Consider the following 16,961-nt stretch of genomic DNA (forward strand, 5'->3'; position numbering starts at 1 on the left):
ACAGTTGTCATGAATAATGATTTACTTATGCAAAAAAAAGCTAAGCAATCAAAAAAATACCTATTTTGATGAAATTTTATTCAGATTTATGACTTAGATGATGATCGTGAAGCTCGCAATGGGTTAAGCCATAGTATGAGTAAAAATGTCAAAGGCGTTGCAAAGATCCACCAGCTGACAAAACCAACTGAAAAACCATACTTTTTGATGAGTACAAATCCGCTTAAAGCAAATAATAGAAAGGCCGATATCCTGAACAATGGATAATATTTTTGAGCCAACGATTTGAAATAACCCGTTGATTTCGGTGATCGATATTTCTCGCTAGATATGAATAGTAAATACATACCCAGCAAAGTCAGGACAAAAACAAAAATCATCATGAATTCACCTCAATATTTAACTTATTCAGCTTTTTTTGAATTTTTTGTGTAGCTTTATGCTGAATAGGTCTAATTTTGCAGAATATGAAAAGTGCTAAAGCTGCAAATAACCAGAAAAATACGTCTACACGAGCAAAGTTCCAATAGTCGCTGAGGCTTTGAATGTAATCATATTTGAGTAAATAGCTTAAATTTAAGATTGGAAGTGCAATACAAAGCAGAATAAAAATACTCAGTTGAGTTCGCCACAAATGCTGCTTTTTAGTGATTAAGGCAATGATTAGGCTCATGAGCCAGACTAAAAAGAAACTATAAATTTCATAATTTATTGTAGTCGGGGTGACGGTAAATAATCGATTTGCATATAAATAAGCAATGGTTGCACAAGGTAAGCCTACAAATGTGGCAACATTTAAACGGTCCACTAAATAGTGCCCGAAATGAAACTTAGTATTTTTATTTTGAAGTTGGCGTTTAAGGCTCCAAAGTAACAAGCCAGACGCAATCATCACACAACCTAAAATGCCAGAAAAAAACAATCCTAAGCGAAGTAAAGGTTGAGCAAAAGTTGCCATGTGCAAACCATATACTCCCGCATAAAGTGTCGCAATCGCACTATGATTACGCGTATCACTTAAGACTTTAGCGGTTGTAGCATCTAGGGTGATTTGTGCTTGATCACGGGTAATAGAGCGGTCTTCTTGCTGAATAAATGTAATTTGAGCCTGATTAGTATTTGGGTTTTTAACACTAATAGTTGCCAAAGTTTGATTTCCCCAACGTTGCTGAACTTGGCTCAATAACTTCTCAATAGCTAAGTTTTGAGCAGGTTGAATCGATTGGTTCTCAGAGACAGTCTTTGTGCGAATTTCGGTAAAATATTGATATGGATTCTCTGGATAGAGTTTTTGCATTCCCCAAGGAAGATATAAATAGAAGAAAATAGCTAAGCCTGTAAAAGTAATAGTCAAAAAGAAGGGCAGTGCAAGAACAGATGAGACATTATGAAAATCTAGCCATGAACGCTGAGACTTAAAGGTGCGTAAGGTAAAAAAATCGGTAAAGATTTTTTTATGGGTAATAATGCCCGAGACTAAGGCGATCAACATAATAAAAGCTGCTAAAGATACAACGAGCCGTCCAATGAAGATCGGAACACCAAAAAGTTGATAGTGGAAATGATAAAAGAAGTCACCACCTTCGGTTGCCGAAAGTTTTAGTTCTTGACCTGTGTTTGCATCGAGTGTGGCATTGCCATAACCACCGTCAGGTTTTTCCCAATACATGGTGTTAACGGGGCTTTCTGCGGTAGCAACAGTTAAATACCAGGACTTGGCATCTGGAGCGTGTTTTTGTAAGTATTGATATGCTGTTTTAATTGCCACATCTTGTTTTATTTCGTACTGTGCAAGTTGTGGTTGCATCCACAAATTAATTTCATGGCGGTAATACGACAAACTACCCATTAAAAAAATAGCAAATACGAGCCATCCAAAAATTAATCCAGTCCATGAATGTAGCCATGCCATAGATTGGCGTATACCTTTATGCATAACTCACCATCCGTGTCACAAAAAAGAAAAGAAGACATAACGCGATTGATAGCCCAGTGAGTTTCAAAAGTGATTGAATGCAGAAACCTATAATCACGAAAAGTAGATAAAATAAAATAGAGATAAATGCTGCCAAATAAATGGCTTCAGGTTTGTCTAGAGTCAAATGAAAAATGCCAGTAAGACCAAGACTTAAATAAGCCATACAGGCATAACCCATACCGAAAACGACTAAGAATCGATAGAAAACTTTTATGCGATATGACATAGGGAGACTTAAAGTTTTGGACATCTTTACTGGCACATAAAAAATAATAAGAAAGCCAACGCCTAAACTGGAGTTGGCTACGCGATTAATATTTAAACTTTACAGCAACTGTATAGTTAGCTGAGGGTCCATAAAAGCCTTGACCATTAGGGAAACTATATAAATATTTCTTATCGAAAATATTATTACCGTTGGCTTGAAGCGTAATGTGGTCATTCACTTCATAGCTCGCCATTAAATTCACCAAAGCATAAGAATCTTGTTTAATGGTGCTGTTTGCTGTCGAGTCATATAGTTTCACGGCGTCTTGCCATTGTAAGCCTGCACCAACTTTCAGCTTAGGTAAAACTGAGGGTGTATAGGTCGTCAGCAAGTTAAGGGTTTGGTTCGGATTATACGTTCTCGCTTCACCACCATTTTTAATATCTTTAATACTAAATTGGGCATAGCCAAAAGCAAGATTGACGTTATCAGTGATTTGACCAGATAAGCCGACTTCTACACCTTGTGACTCTAAATCACTGGTTGGTACTTTTCGATTAAGTGGATTTCCGTCCGAGTTACGTAGTGGGTAATTATTTTGCTCAGTTTTAAATACTGAAAGGGTGCCGGTTAAACGGTCATCTAACCACGAGCTTTTTACCCCCATTTCATAGCTTTTACCCTCAACAGGTTTTAAAGCCTGGTTGGTATCTTGATCAATACCATTTTGTGGACGGAAAATTGAGGTATAACTCATATAACCTGTATATTCAGGCGTAAAGTTATAGGTTAAGCCAGCATAGGGTGAAACTTTACTTTCACTATATGCCATAGGTGAACCATAGCTTTCGCCTTTACTCTCGGCTCGCACATAGTTTGCGCCAAGCAAAAGTTTTAAATCTTCATTGAGATGTAAACGTGTAGCTGCATAAATTGAATCTATATTTTGCGTATAGTTCGCTGCTTCAGTGAAGTCTGACCACGTTATAGATTGAGGCATCCAGCTGGCCCAATTTGTAGTGGTCGAATTGATAACATTACTGTCGTTAATTGTTCCTGTAGATTGATTATCATGCTGACGACTACGTACATAGTTATAGCCTAACGTTGCTTCATGCTCTCGATTAAAAAGTTTATAAGTCCCTTCAAGATTAAAATCTACAGCATGTTGTTCTTGATGCTCTTGACCACCCCATGGTGTTAAAGATACCCCTGAACCATCAGCTTTTGGATAACCATAATAGTAAAGGAGACGACTATTATGCTTATTATCCAGATAGTTATAAGTCAGTTTAGCTGCCCATTTTTCATTAATTTTTTGCTTTAATTCAACAAAAGCATTTTGTGTTTCATTATCCCAATGTGCCCAGTCAGGGTTTGGGTTATATGAGCGGTCATATGAAATTTGTTTGCCGTTGGCACCCAGTAAGGGTAGAGCACCCCAATTGTTTGCATTCGGTTTATTTTTTTCTTGGCTATAACCTACGGTAAGTAACGTGGTATCTGTTAAATCAGCTTCCACAATACCAGCGAAACCATTTTTCTCTGAAGAATATCGGTCAAGGTAAGAATCACCAGTTTGCTCATAGCCCATAATACGGCCACGGACTTTCCCACTCGGTAGAATTGAGCCAGATACATCTGCTTCATAACGCTGAGTATCCCAAGACCCATAACTTATACCGCCGCTTGCTTGAAATTCTTGAGTTGGGCGTTTTCGAATATTGTTGATGGTTGCACTTGGGTCACCAAATGCGTTCGTTAAAGAGTCAGCACCTTTAACGACTTCTACACGATCATAAAAATAGGTATCAGGATTGGTATTGTTATAGTTATAACCAGAGAGGGGGAAACCTACGCCGTCAGTCAATATATTTGAAATCTCAAAACCACGAGCCATATAAGTAGTTCGCTCGGTTTCCTGATTGGTTACTGTTACCCCAGGTGTATTGTTTAGAACATCTCGGGTGCTAGTAAGACCAAAGTCTTCAATTTGTTGACGAGTAACGACATTAATAGTTTGAGGAGTTTCTTTAGCCTCAATATTAAGCTTGGTTGCGCTACTCGAGTTTTTAACATTATATGCTTTGGTTTGTTCAGAAGATTGCTCTGTACTTGTCGCTTTAACTTGAATCGTCTGCAAAGCTTGTATATCTGCGTTTTGAGCATAAGTGAGATTTACATAACAAATCGCGCAGGCGATTACAGAAAGTTTAAATGGTCGAGGCGAGGTGGTCATAATAGTAAAGATAATGTAAATAATTCTCATTTATTTTATTGTTTGTAAATGTAAGCTACAATTCAAATCACATTGTTAATTTAGATTAAAAGATAGGGCATGAATGTAATTTTAGATTGTGGTGTGCTTTCACTGGCTTTAGCCACATGTATTTAGCAAGTTCAAGATTAATAAGCCTCTATGCTAGAATGCATTATTTCAAATTTTTGGGTAACTCGCCTTGGCAAATCGAAAACTTAAAATAGGCATTGTGGTTGGGGAAGTTTCTGGAGATACACTGGGTGTGAAACTCATGCGTAGTTTCCGTGAGCAAGGAATCGATGCTGAGTTTGAGGGAATCGGTGGACCCCAAATGATTGCTGAAGGTTTTAACAGTTATTACCCAATGGAAACTCTGTCTGTGATGGGGATTGTTGAGGTATTAAAAGACTTAAAAAAGCTATTCGCCGTTCGAGATGGTTTAATTAACCAATGGACTCAAAATCCAGTTGATATTTTTATTGGTATTGATGCGCCAGATTTTAACCTCAGACTTTCTAAAAGTATTAAAGAAAAGAATCTTCCAATAAAAACAGTTCAATATGTCAGTCCTTCAGTTTGGGCATGGCGTCAAGGACGTGTTCATGGCATTAAACAGAGTATAGATTTAGTACTTTGCTTATTTCCTTTTGAAAAAGTTTTTTATGAACGATATGAAGTTCCAGCAGCATTTGTAGGCCACCCATTAGCTAAACAATTGCCACTTGAGAACCCAATTCAAATTGCTAAGCAGCAATTAGGTCTTAATGAAAATCAGAAGCATATTGCTTTGTTACCGGGTAGCCGAAAAGGTGAAGTAGAGCGACTCCTTCCTATGCTGCTGGGTGCTGCTAATATTTTGCATACAAAATATCCAGACATCCAATTTTTAATTCCAGCAATTAATGATGCCCGTAAGCAACAGATTGAGCAGGGTGTTGAACAATTAGCACCTCATTTAAAGGCCTGCATTCATATTTTAGAAAATACTGATAGTGAATCTAAAATTGGCCGTATGGTCATGAATGCAAGTGATATTATCGCGTTAGCTTCTGGAACGGCGACATTAGAAGCTATGCTCATGCATAGACCAATGGTTACTTTCTATAAATTGCATTGGTTGACCTATATAATTGCTAAGCTTTTAGTGAAAATTCCTTACTATTCTTTGCCTAATATTATTGCAGGTAAGAAAGTCATTGAAGAGTTGATACAAGCTGATGCAACACCAGAAAATTTAGCAGCTGAAATAGAAAAACTAATGAATGTTGAAACAGCTCAAATTCAAGTGATGCAACATTTAACTATGCATAAACAACTTATTTCTGGAAATACAGAAGATCCGGTACAAGCCATTTTGCAATGTTTAAATCGCTAATTTGTAAGATTTGGTTGGCTAATTGCTTTTAAGCCAGCTAAAGAAAATTTCTTAAAATGTTCAACTAAATCGTGTAATGGCATCTGAGCAATATTTTTAAGCGGCTCAGGTGCTTGAGCATTTGGCCCTGCAATAATGAGCATCATGCAAGGTGTCATCACGCTTAAAATACAAGGCAAAACAGCTGGATCATTTTCATCTAAACCAGCAACTTGACTAATGAGCCTACGAATAAGAAAAAATTTCCTCATACCTGCAAGTTCAATAAAATTTAATAAATGCTCAGAAGGTGAAAAGAGTTCACGAATAAAGACTTTGCCATGCCAGAGGTGTGTGATAATTTTTGAGAGTTATTGTTTTTATGATTTTTAAACTTTTTAAGTTATTAAATTTAAATAATAAAATAGTTTATTGTGGAGGTTTAATAGTCCAGCCAAAGCTAACAACATCTATGCAAATCTGACCTAATCTAAAGAAAAAGTATACCTTTTAGTATACCTTTTTTTGTGGCAAAATTGAGTCAATAGTGTGCGAAAGGTTAACTTAAATTTTCACGGTTGCTATCTGAACAAATTGAAACTGACTAACAAAAAGGATTCCTAAAATGAGCAAGGAAATAAACAATAAAAATAAAGTAGCATTATCAGCTCGTGCAATAGACAAGATGAAGGTGGGAGATCCAGATAAAAGTGATATTGGAGAATATATTGGTTTACGAGTGGTCTGTGGGAAAACAGGTCTTAAAAGCTTTGTTTACCGTTATAGAAGTCCGATAGATAACTCATTAAAAAAAATCACTTTGGGTAATTATCCTCATATGTCTTTAGCTGAGGCGCGTATTGAACTTCAAAAGTTGAAGCTTTTAAGATCAGAAGGTATTTGCCCTGCATCGGAAAAGAAAGAACAGAAAATTGCCTCAAAACAAAAAAAAGTAAAGTCAGAAATTACTCTTAAAATATTAACTTTAAAAGATGTAATTGATCTCTACTTAACTGAGGTAGTTGAGGATAGGGTAATTATTGATCAACGTACTGGGGCTAAAAGAATTATTGAAGGTTCACGTATTTTAAAAGGTCAACAAGAGGTTAGAAGGACTTTATATGTAGATGTAGTTGCTAAATTAGGTAATGTACCTGCTGAAGATTTAGTAAGAAAAGATATTGTGGAGCTTATTAAAGGAATTATTGACCGAGGGGCGCAGGTCCAAGCTGGAAGAGTATTATCAGGGTTAATAGCTGCTTATGATTATGCAATTGGTTTGGATTACTTTCCAGAAAATTTTGCTAATCCTGCATTACTTGCTAAGTCAAGTTTAAAACAAACCAGGATTAAACTTACCTGCAATAAACGTACTCGTGTGCTTTCTGAGTCAGAGTTAAAACACGTACTTTCTTGGATACCAATATCTGGATTCTCGAAACACCATAAAAGCATATTAATGCTTGCACTCTGGACAGGAGCTCGTACAGGAGAAATCTGTTCTGCTGAATGGATAGATATTAATTTTGAAAAAGCAACTTGGCATTTAAAAGGAACTAAAAATGGTACTGAACGTTTTGTTCAATTATCTAGGCAATGTATGGAGTATTTAAAAGAGCTTCCGAGTTCAAATAATAAATATTTATTTCCCTCAATGCGAACTGGTAAATCAATAGCGCAGAAAACAATAACAGAAGTTAAGTGGGTGTTGAAAGATGAAAATAGAGCAAAAACTTATAAACTCCAACCTTGTCAACTATGGCCAAAAGATATGAAAGATTGGAACCCTCATGATTTGAGACGAACCTTGAGAACAAATTTATCACGGTTAGGCTGCCCAACAGATATTGCAGAAGCCGTGCTTGGTCATTCGAAAAAAGGAATTGAAGGGACCTATAATTTGTATACTTATGAAAAAGAATGTGCAATTTGGTTACAGAAGTGGGCTGATTATTTAGATATTTTAAAATAATAAAAGTTGGAAATTAATTTTAGATAATTTTATTTTAAATCTATTTAAATAATTAAAAGGAAAAAGACTGATTTTTCTTTTATAACCTTATATACTGACTTTGTGAAGATAGTAGATGCTTCTTAATGATTTTTTTATAATAAAATTATTTTGTTTAGTAAAACTTTGAAATAGTGAATTTAAGCAAGGGATTGTAAAGTACTATTTGAGTTTTAGCTAAATTTTAAATAGAGCGGAAATTATTTTTTAAACTTTAAATTATTTTTGAAAATATATATTATATTACAATACCTATGCCTCAATTTTAACTAGTAATGACCGAGAAAAAATCAATTTTTGCAAATTATAAAAGTATCGTTGAAGATTATATAAAGTCTTTGTATCGGAACGATCATGTATTTTCAAGCGTAGTGAATGATAAGTTGAATCCTAATTATCAGCATTTAAAAGAATTTTTTAAATTGATTGGTGTGCAACCAGATCTAGAAAAACATTATAGTATTGCTAAAGCGATGCTTTCTGCACGTGAGGGTAAAGTTATACATTTAGATTATCCTCATTTTAAAAATGTGGCGCATTATGTCTTAGATTTTATACCAGAGTATTGGAAGCACTTTCGGTTGGTCTTAAAAATTTATACCCATCAGGAATTAATCGGCGAAATTTTAAAAGATAAAAAAATTCAAATAAAAATTGAGAAAAAAAAGTCATTTATTGAGAATCCAAGTCATTTGCATAATACCTATATTGAGTTTTTATGCCCAGAATTTAATGGACGCTTGATTAGTTGGGGGCAAGGTTTACTAGATAGTGATCAAATAGAATCTATACAGGCTAGTTACCCAATCAACATCTTCAAGAACTTACTCAAAGAGAATCCAGAGCTACCTTTGAATCCCACTAATCATGAACAGTATTTAGAACTTATACGCCGTTATTTTTTATTTAGTGTTAAAGTTGATGAAGATATACCATCTCATGTACTAAATACAATTTTTGATTTTATTCATAATGTGGTTGGTGATAATCACTCTCATAGTCTTTTTAACTACTATGGGGAATTTCGAACAGATATTTTGTTCAAAAATTATCTGAATGCTATTGTAGATATCTTTGATTTAGAATTTTTAATTGATGATATGGGATTTGGCGATAATGTATGTTCTATAACTTTAAAGAATAATACAAAACATTCAGAAGATGATTTAGAGCTTGTTATTTTGAATATGGAAAAATATTTTTTATTGAGAGAAGCGATCAAGTGGTGTGAGAAAAAAACGAGAGTTGTGTGGAATGATTTTTTTGTAGAAGTTACTTCGCGTTAAATATATTACCTCAGTAACAATATAGAATTTAATTGGATGAACTAGATATAACTTAACTAGAAATGGTTTATTTATACGATAAGATAGATTGCTGACTCTAGGTTTAATTATAGTTGATTTAGATTAGTTATTCTTTTTTAAATTTATATTATGATCAAAACTAAATATACGATATAAATGATATGCAAATTTCTCAGGTTAGCTTAACTGAAGCACTCGATTTATTTTATAAAAAGGATGTTTGGATTGATTTAGAAATAGATCCACAATCAGAAAAATTAATATTAGGCGGTTTAGTTGTCGCAGATATTGATCATCAAACTTTTTATGCTCTTAATTTTTCAAGAAATGATCTTAAAATTATCATACAAATTTTAGGTCAAGCTAAACATGTGTGTGGACATAATATTTTAGCTTTCGATCTTCTATGGTTAAAACAACATACTCCTTATCATCTTTCAATTGATGATATTTGCCAATCTAAAGCTTTAGATACTTTACTGTTAACCAATTTAATTTTTCCACATCAACCCAGCCATTCTTTATTAAAACTTTATAAAGTTAAAAGTACGATAAACGATCCTATTTATGATTGCATAGAAAGCTACCATTACTATCAGAGAGTTTGCAAAACATATCAAGAAGGTATACATCCACAACTAGTTGAATGGATTGAAAAAAAACTTCCTTTTTCTAATATTCTCCCGAAGTCTTATGTAAATCAGAAGGCTTTGGATTATAGTGCATTGATTCCTCAAGGACAGAATGAAAAGTTTATTAATTGGATGAATGCATTGCCTAATCAATCTCTGGATAATTTAGGTGCTATTGTGTTTGCTCATTGGCTATTGCATTTAGAACAGCCCACTTGCCGACGTCCAACCTGGTTACAAGATATCTCTGATTTTGGAGAAAAATTTACTCAGGCTGAAAAAGTATTTTGGAATAACCAACAATTTACAGAGATTGATTTTGATCAAGAGAGTAAAGATTTTTTTGGATTTGAACTCAGAGAAGGGCAAAAGAAAATTGTCCATCAATTGGCTCAAGCTCGTAGCATTCCTATGGGCTTATTACCAACTGGCGGTGGTAAAAGCTTAACATTTCAACTCCCTGCATTAATCCTAAGTAAGTATCGTCGTGAACTTACTGTAATTATTTCTCCATTAAAGGCTCTTATGGAGGACCAAGTAATAGGATTAAGTCATACTGGTCACTGGGGAAATCGTGCTGCATGTTTAATTTCGGGACAAACGGAAGAAGAACAAGCAAAAATTTTGGAAGGAGTTTGGTCTGGCACAATTGATTTACTTTACATCAGTCCAGAACGCTTACGGACACATACCATACAAACATTACTATCTAGAAGACGTCCAGCTTTATGGGTCGTTGATGAAGCACATACTATTGTTCAATGGGGTAATGACTTTAGGCCAGATTTTTTACGTATTGGTAGGCTAATTGCACAGTGTTATCGCGATGAAAACGCGACAGCACCACAACTTATGTTAGTTACTGCTACAGCAGCACAACGTGTGATTGACGAAATTGATAAAGAAATTGTTCAACCTCTCCATTATTTGATTGGTTTACCTCTTGAAACCGTAATGGTAGAAAAAACACAAAAAGTATGGCGTGATAATATTCAAGCTGAATTTATTCAAATTGAGCGGTCCCAAAGACTTCCCGAAATTCGTAAGGTACTTGCACAAATATTCTCTGACAGAAATTCACTTGAGCAACCAACTTTAGAAACACTTACAGATGATCATCCTGTTGTTCTTATTTATGTGCGTAGTAGAAGTAAAACTGAAGAGTTTGCACAAGAGTTACGTAAACAGGGTTTTATTGCCCAAGCTTACCATGCAGGTATGTCTTCTAATGATAAGCAAAGGATTTTAGAACAATTCAAAATGCATCAACTGGATGTGGTTATTTGTACCAATGCATTTGGTATGGGGATTGATCGAGCCAATATTCATACGGTCATTCATTACTCACCACCCCCTAATTTAGAATCATATTTGCAAGAAATTGGCCGTGCCGCACGTAAATTAGGTGAAAAAGGGCGCGCAATTTTGTACTGGAGCCAAACTGATCTAGATCAGCTGGTACAGCAGAATATTGATAGTCAAATTGGCGGTCATAAAGTATTATTAGAATGCTGGCAACAAGTGATTGCTAATGTGCTTAAACGTGAAAAAGCTTCAGATAGATGGTTCACTGCACAAGAATTACAAACATTTTTATCATTTGAAGGCGAAGAGCTGGTCACCCAGATTCGTGTCATCCTATTGGCATTAGAAAAATATAACCTATTAGTTGAAAAGGAACATTTACCAGCCCTCCTTAGTTTGAAATTGAAAGATGCTCCACCATCTACTGAAGGTCAAGCAGCAGAGCTATATAGACGCCTGTTACCTTTAATCCAACAAAATGATAGTCAACTTTATTTACCCGAAATCTCTGTAGCGCTTGGGCTTAACGTTAAAAGCCTGCTTCGGGGTATTCGACAATTGGTGAAACTTGATTGTGCACGTTGGGCATGTGAAGTGCGTATTCGACTTTCAAAACGACATGCTCTTTTACAACGTCAATTGAAGCATAAACGTGATGCTTTGGTTACATTAGAAGATTGTTGGAGTATGTATGAGCCAGAAGAAGTCGAACGTATTGATTTGAGAGCTTTAGACCAATGGTTTGTTCAACATAACAAACAGATAAAATCACGCGAAATTTTTTATATCTTTAAAAATTTTAAAATTTTAAAAATTAAAGAGAATAAATATAGCTTAAGAGTGTCACCTATTAATTTAGAAATGAGTCATTGGCGGGATTGGATACAAGCAGCCAAAAAGCAAATGGATGAACTTGCTGAAAGTCTTGATCTAGTATTTAAATATACTGAAGATACCGCGAGTCAAACAAATCCAGTCACACAGTTGCTAAAAATAGAAGTATTAGTTGATAAAGAGGGAATTTGCCCAGAACAGTTTTTACAGAACTTAGAATATATGCAGTCTTTCGGGTGGCTCAATGTAAGTCGCTTAGATGATGAAGCGCAAAAAATATTCTTTATTGATCGACCAGTTGGTGAGCATGCACGTAAGCGCTTTCATTCATCTAAAGATGCTTATCAATACTTAGAGAAACATTATCAAGATCGTAATCGTCGCCTACATATCTTAAATCATTGGTTAAGCTGTGATTTGGAAGTAAAAAAACATTTAGTTGAAGATTATTTTAACTTGGATATTGAAGATGTATGTGAAAAATATCTTTCTGATCCAGATCTTTCAAAACAAGCACATTTAGAGAATTACGAACAAAAGATTTTCCCTAAATTTTTAAGTCCTATGCAAAGAGAAATTATTTCAGATGACCAACGGAGAGCAATGTTAATAATTGCAGGACCGGGATCTGGTAAAACTACGATTATTGTGCATCGGGTAGCTAATTTGATCATGTGTTGTAATATTTCTGCGGAAAAGATTCTGATCTTGGCTTATAACCGTCAAGCTGTATTTGAAGTAAGGCAGCGTTTGATTAAGCTGATTGGATATGAATATGCTGCTCAGGTAAATATCTTTACTTTCCATGGCTTAGCTCGTCATTTAACTAATATTAGTGAAAATCAAGCTCCTCCTCATAGAGATAATAATTATAAATATCAATGGCTCTTAGAACAGGCTGTTGAGTATTTGCAAGATAATCCTCAATTTTTTCAATATATTTTAGTGGATGAATTTCAAGATATTGATGACGTTCAATACAGTATCATTTCGCATCTAGCAGGGCTAAAAGTAGAAAGCAATGACGAGGAAGAAAATGATATTTTCCAACGTGGTTACTTGGTCGCTGTAGGGGATGATGATCAAAATCTATATGGGTTTAGAGGAGCTAATATTCAATATATCCGAAACTTCCAGAAAGACTTTCAAATAGCAGAAGAAGATATATTTTATTTAATTGATAACTTTCGGAGTCCTAAAGATATTGTACAACTAGCCAATACTTATATTCAAAATATGCTGCCAGCCCACGAGCGCTTAAAAACAAACGAATATGCAATTCGTTCCGTTACTAAAGAGGGGCGTCAAGAAAGTGGTAATTTACAGCTAGTCTTATCTAATCAATCTATGAATCTGGATGCTATAAAATGGATGATAAAAGACATCCAAGATAAACAAGCTTCTTCAAAATGTGATTGGTCAAATTTTGCGATTCTCGTTCGAGAATGGAGTGAATTATTTTTAATACAACATTGCCTTATTGAAGCCAAATTAAACTTCCAGTTACTCAATCAGCAAAATGATTTGGATTTTAATGAGAGTTTATTAATTAAGAAATTTATTCAGGATTTACAGCGTCGTCCTGCTCTCGATATTATTGAAGGTAATCCGAAAAATTTTGCAGTCAAATGGGTCGAAAACCAAGGTTTTTCCCAAAAGGACTTTAGTTTTAAGCGTCTTATACAGCGTTTATCTGTTGATGAAAAAGACTTAACTTGTCAGCAACTTTTAGATTTGCTACTGATTAGGCCAGACTCAGGTATGAAAAATTTAATTATTTTGTCAACATATCATTCATCAAAAGGCTGTGAATATGACCATGTTTACATTCTTGATCAGAAGCGTCAATTTAAGAAAATAGATGATACAAGTAGTGTCCGAGCAATGTACGTTGCACTCACTCGAGCCAAAAAAAGTCTTACGTTGATACAGTCACAAGAGGCAGCAATGAGTGCAAATAATATGTTAACAAATTATTTACAACGGCATTCTCCTACGATTAATCCTCCAGCTGTACCGTTGGTTAATGAGATTACCTATTATGAGCAACTTGGTTTGGCAGATATTTATTTGTCCTATCCAGAAATTATTACAGAGAAGGGCCGGAACAATATCCAAAAATTGGCTTATGATAATGATTTTAGTATTAACCAAGAATTCACTGTTGAAGTAAAACGATATAATCAAAAGGAAAGTATTTTCTTAAAAAGTAAAAAATATGGTCTGATTGGAAAACTGTCTAGCAATTGCATTAGCAGACTAAAAAAGCGAAATCTAAGTAGTATGAAATTAGAATGTGTCAGCTTTTGTATAATAGAATATTATCAAGCTGATCGTTCTTTCTATGAAAAGGCTGGTTACTTTGGTTTAGAAAATAATCACCATGTTGTGGTTCCTTTTTTTAAAATCACACAGCAATTATGTTAATAAAGTGGATAGCTAGAGGGTTGTAAAGTGATGCTATGTGCCACTTTGGAAATTATATTTCACTAAATTATTTATAGATAATAAATATAAATGAGTTGAGGGCATGAATGAAAGGTAAGGCATGCCTCTTGTGACTTATTCTGAATTGGAAAGATGTGGCTAATTTATAGGAAAGATTCTTATTTGAGAAAAACGCTATAGTAAAATATAAAAATCTCTTAGTTAAGATTAAGAGATTTTATTATAATAGTGGCTTTGAAAAAGCATGCTAAATTTTTAATGATTTAATACTCTCACCTTGCTGAGTATAGGATTTTTGATGGATATTGATAAGAAAATAGAGATATTGGAAACTTGTTTTTTATTTTATTTGCATCGCATGGGGAAGAGTAGTGATCACAAGAAAAAAGCAATAGTAGCTACAACTGAGAAAATTATTTTAAGTTTATTAGAGATTGAAAAAATAAGCCTGAGACACCAATATGGCTTAGAGTTGTCGCGAGAAAAATTGGATAAAGTTTCGGCATGTTTAGATAATTTAAGATCGTTACAAACTCTAAATAAAAATAGATATTACTATCCTATCAAGAGTAATCCTACTTCTGAGGTCATTCTAAACGAAGTTGAGTTTTCTGCTAGAAACTCTTTACAGCATCCCCTCAGATCATATTCATTGGTGTTGAATATTATTGCCAAGCAACACAATGTGAATAGTATTCCTTCACTGGGATTTTTGAATTCTGTATTTAGAAACGAAGCACATCCTTTAGATACGGATAATAGAACCTTTTTGCCATTATTTAAGGAACAGTTAGATAAATACTTTCATCTAGACAAATCTTTGAAAGCTGTATATGTGGATTTAAGCTATAACTTTAATGGTGTTTCCAAAGATATTATCAAAAAACACTTTAGTTTCTTTTTACAATTACTTCAAGAACAGAACCAATATAGAGGTTGTTTCCATAAACTCGATTATAGTGTCACGGACGGCTTTTCGATCTTTTTCATTGGGCTTTTTGAAAATTTAAAAAGTGTACCTGTTAACCACTATTACTTGCATATCAAACAGACATGGGAAAGGGCTTTTGAAAAGTTAAAAGCTTCATCTAACGAATTGGCTTGCCCTCCAAATTTAATAGCTGAAACTAAATTTAGAAATGTAATCGTTGATCGTTATATATTTGCAAACAACATAGCGATAGTTGGTAAAGAGGGGGTTAGTTATCAAAAATTTATTGAAGGACCTCTAGCCTATATCGCTTTAATTGATGAGTTTTTGCCGATATTTTTAAATGGTGAACAATTACAGGGTGATCTAGGTATAACAGCATATCCTTCAGTCCATAATTTTCAATCGGTATCTGTTCCTAAAAAAACAAGAAAGCACAAGCAAAAAATAATTTACGATATAGAAAATGATAGCCTTTTTAAAAAATATTTTTCAGACATTAGACTATTAAAGCCACTTGAGAAAGATATTAAAGATATATGTTTTTGTTACGAGTATATTGTCAATTTTTTAGACCATGAAGAAAAAGACATATGGGAAAAATTATTACAAATCGAAGTAATTACCTTATTAGCTCAACATTGGAAGCAACCTGCTACGGAAATCATTGATGGGAAGATCATTCATCATGATCTAGCCAAGTTGCTACTCAGTGTAATTGGAAATAACTCAAGTTTATTTAGAGCTAATGTAATTAAAAAAAATAATTTACAGGGAGTTCGTTCTTGTATCTTTCTGAATGCATTCGAACACGTTGACAATAAAAAATTATCCAATACATCAATTGTAAACCAGCAAGTATGGTTTTATCAGGATTTAATAAGTGAAATTAGGAATTATCTAAATTTACCGATTCAAAAGTTTTTACCCTTATTCGAGTTACATACAAATATAAAAGGTATCTGTCCAGAGAGAGAAGAACTGGTAGTTGAAACACAGTCACAGGCAACCAAAGAGCAAACAGTGCAGGAATGGCTCAGTATTCAAGAGCGTTCAAGAAGACAATCTTTTCGGAAGTTGGAAGAGTATTGTCATGCAATGTTAAAAAATGGACAAATACATAAGCTAATTCGTATTCAATTAGGTTCTGAGTCGACTCAAGATGCATCAATACTGCCATTAATTGATAAGCTTATTAGACAGTCAATGGACCCTATGCAAAGGAAATTTTGTGGTATACGGGGTTACTTAGGTGGTTGGGAGTTTGATTTTAAAAACCATAACTACTATTTTGAATTAAATTTATTCATAGATTCCCACTATATTGAGCAGAATTTACAACCATTGATAGAATTTCTATGTGAACAAATCAATGAGAAAAATAAAAAAAATAATGGGTCTACTTCTATCTTGTTAAGCAATTCTCATCTGTCTGAAATTAACTTACATGATCAATCAAACACTATTGCTCATATTCTTGGAGAGTTTATATCGCACAAAACTTCTCCAAAAAAATTAAACCTAAGTAAATATTTAAGGAATTGGTGTTTTTATTTGGTCCATCGTGATCTTTACTGCTTAACCTATTTTCTTCCCATGTCTCAAAAATCTATAAGAGGGAAAATGAACTATAAACTGAGAAAATCCTCTAACAGAAACAGTTAGTCTCTATAGGTATTAAAAATATGTATAG

At 34.1% G+C, this 16,961-nt stretch carries 9 protein-coding genes and 1 pseudogene; 5 read left to right on the forward strand and 5 right to left on the reverse strand.

The window, feature by feature from the left end; translation table 11 throughout:
- Window positions 1-86: 86 nt before the first annotated feature.
- The 4 genes from ACH8JV_RS08810 to ACH8JV_RS08825 all read right to left on the reverse strand — a co-directional run bounded on the left by ACH8JV_RS08810 (window position 87) and on the right by ACH8JV_RS08825 (window position 4,425).
- A complete protein-coding gene (locus ACH8JV_RS08810) occupies window positions 87-383 on the reverse strand; it encodes a DUF1634 domain-containing protein (RefSeq protein ID WP_396520729.1) in 297 nt (98 codons plus the stop codon).
- Window positions 380-1,936, reverse strand: coding sequence for a PepSY-associated TM helix domain-containing protein (locus tag ACH8JV_RS08815; RefSeq protein WP_396520731.1), 1,557 nt, complete (start codon window positions 1,934-1,936; stop codon window positions 380-382). Before ACH8JV_RS08815 ends, ACH8JV_RS08810 begins: the two co-directional genes overlap by 4 nt.
- Window positions 1,929-2,228 carry a hypothetical protein gene (locus ACH8JV_RS08820; RefSeq protein WP_396520733.1) on the reverse strand — a complete coding sequence of 100 codons (300 nt, stop codon included), beginning with the start codon at window positions 2,226-2,228 and terminating at the stop codon, window positions 1,929-1,931. Before ACH8JV_RS08820 ends, ACH8JV_RS08815 begins: the two co-directional genes overlap by 8 nt.
- 61 nt (window positions 2,229-2,289) lie before the next feature.
- Entirely contained in the window at window positions 2,290-4,425 is a 2,136-nt protein-coding gene (locus ACH8JV_RS08825; RefSeq protein ID WP_396520735.1) for a TonB-dependent siderophore receptor, read from the reverse strand.
- 220 nt (window positions 4,426-4,645) lie between these two features.
- Here ACH8JV_RS08825 and lpxB point away from each other — a divergent pair, with 220 nt between their 5' ends.
- Complete coding sequence (gene lpxB / locus ACH8JV_RS08830; RefSeq protein ID WP_396520737.1) at window positions 4,646-5,821, forward strand: lipid-A-disaccharide synthase; 1,176 nt, start codon at window positions 4,646-4,648, stop codon at window positions 5,819-5,821.
- On the opposite strand, the pseudogene ACH8JV_RS08835 reads toward lpxB, so the two are convergent.
- A pseudogene (locus ACH8JV_RS08835) lies at window positions 5,818-6,150 on the reverse strand (CerR family C-terminal domain-containing protein); the annotation flags it as partial. The gene lpxB and the pseudogene ACH8JV_RS08835 overlap by 4 nt on opposite strands.
- Before the next feature lie 275 nt (window positions 6,151-6,425).
- On the opposite strand from ACH8JV_RS08835, the gene ACH8JV_RS08840 reads away from it, so the two are divergent.
- The 4 genes from ACH8JV_RS08840 to ACH8JV_RS08855 all read left to right on the forward strand — a co-directional run bounded on the left by ACH8JV_RS08840 (window position 6,426) and on the right by ACH8JV_RS08855 (window position 16,933).
- Window positions 6,426-7,772, forward strand: a complete 1,347-nt coding sequence (locus ACH8JV_RS08840; protein ID WP_396520739.1) for a tyrosine-type recombinase/integrase — start codon at window positions 6,426-6,428, stop codon at window positions 7,770-7,772.
- A 314-nt stretch (window positions 7,773-8,086) separates the two neighbouring features.
- Window positions 8,087-9,097: a hypothetical protein gene (locus tag ACH8JV_RS08845; RefSeq protein ID WP_396520741.1), complete on the forward strand. Its 1,011-nt coding sequence runs from the start codon at window positions 8,087-8,089 to the stop codon at window positions 9,095-9,097.
- Between the two features lie 182 nt (window positions 9,098-9,279).
- A complete protein-coding gene (locus ACH8JV_RS08850) occupies window positions 9,280-14,316 on the forward strand; it encodes a RecQ family ATP-dependent DNA helicase (RefSeq protein ID WP_396520743.1) in 5,037 nt (1,678 codons plus the stop codon).
- Window positions 14,317-14,635: 319 nt separating this feature from the next.
- A complete protein-coding gene (locus tag ACH8JV_RS08855) occupies window positions 14,636-16,933 on the forward strand; it encodes a hypothetical protein (protein ID WP_396520745.1) in 2,298 nt (765 codons plus the stop codon).
- Window positions 16,934-16,961 lie beyond the last annotated feature (28 nt).

Source organism: Acinetobacter sp. ABJ_C5_2 (assembly GCF_044538485.1).
In the GTDB taxonomy this organism is placed as follows: domain Bacteria; phylum Pseudomonadota; class Gammaproteobacteria; order Pseudomonadales; family Moraxellaceae; genus Acinetobacter; species Acinetobacter nosocomialis_A.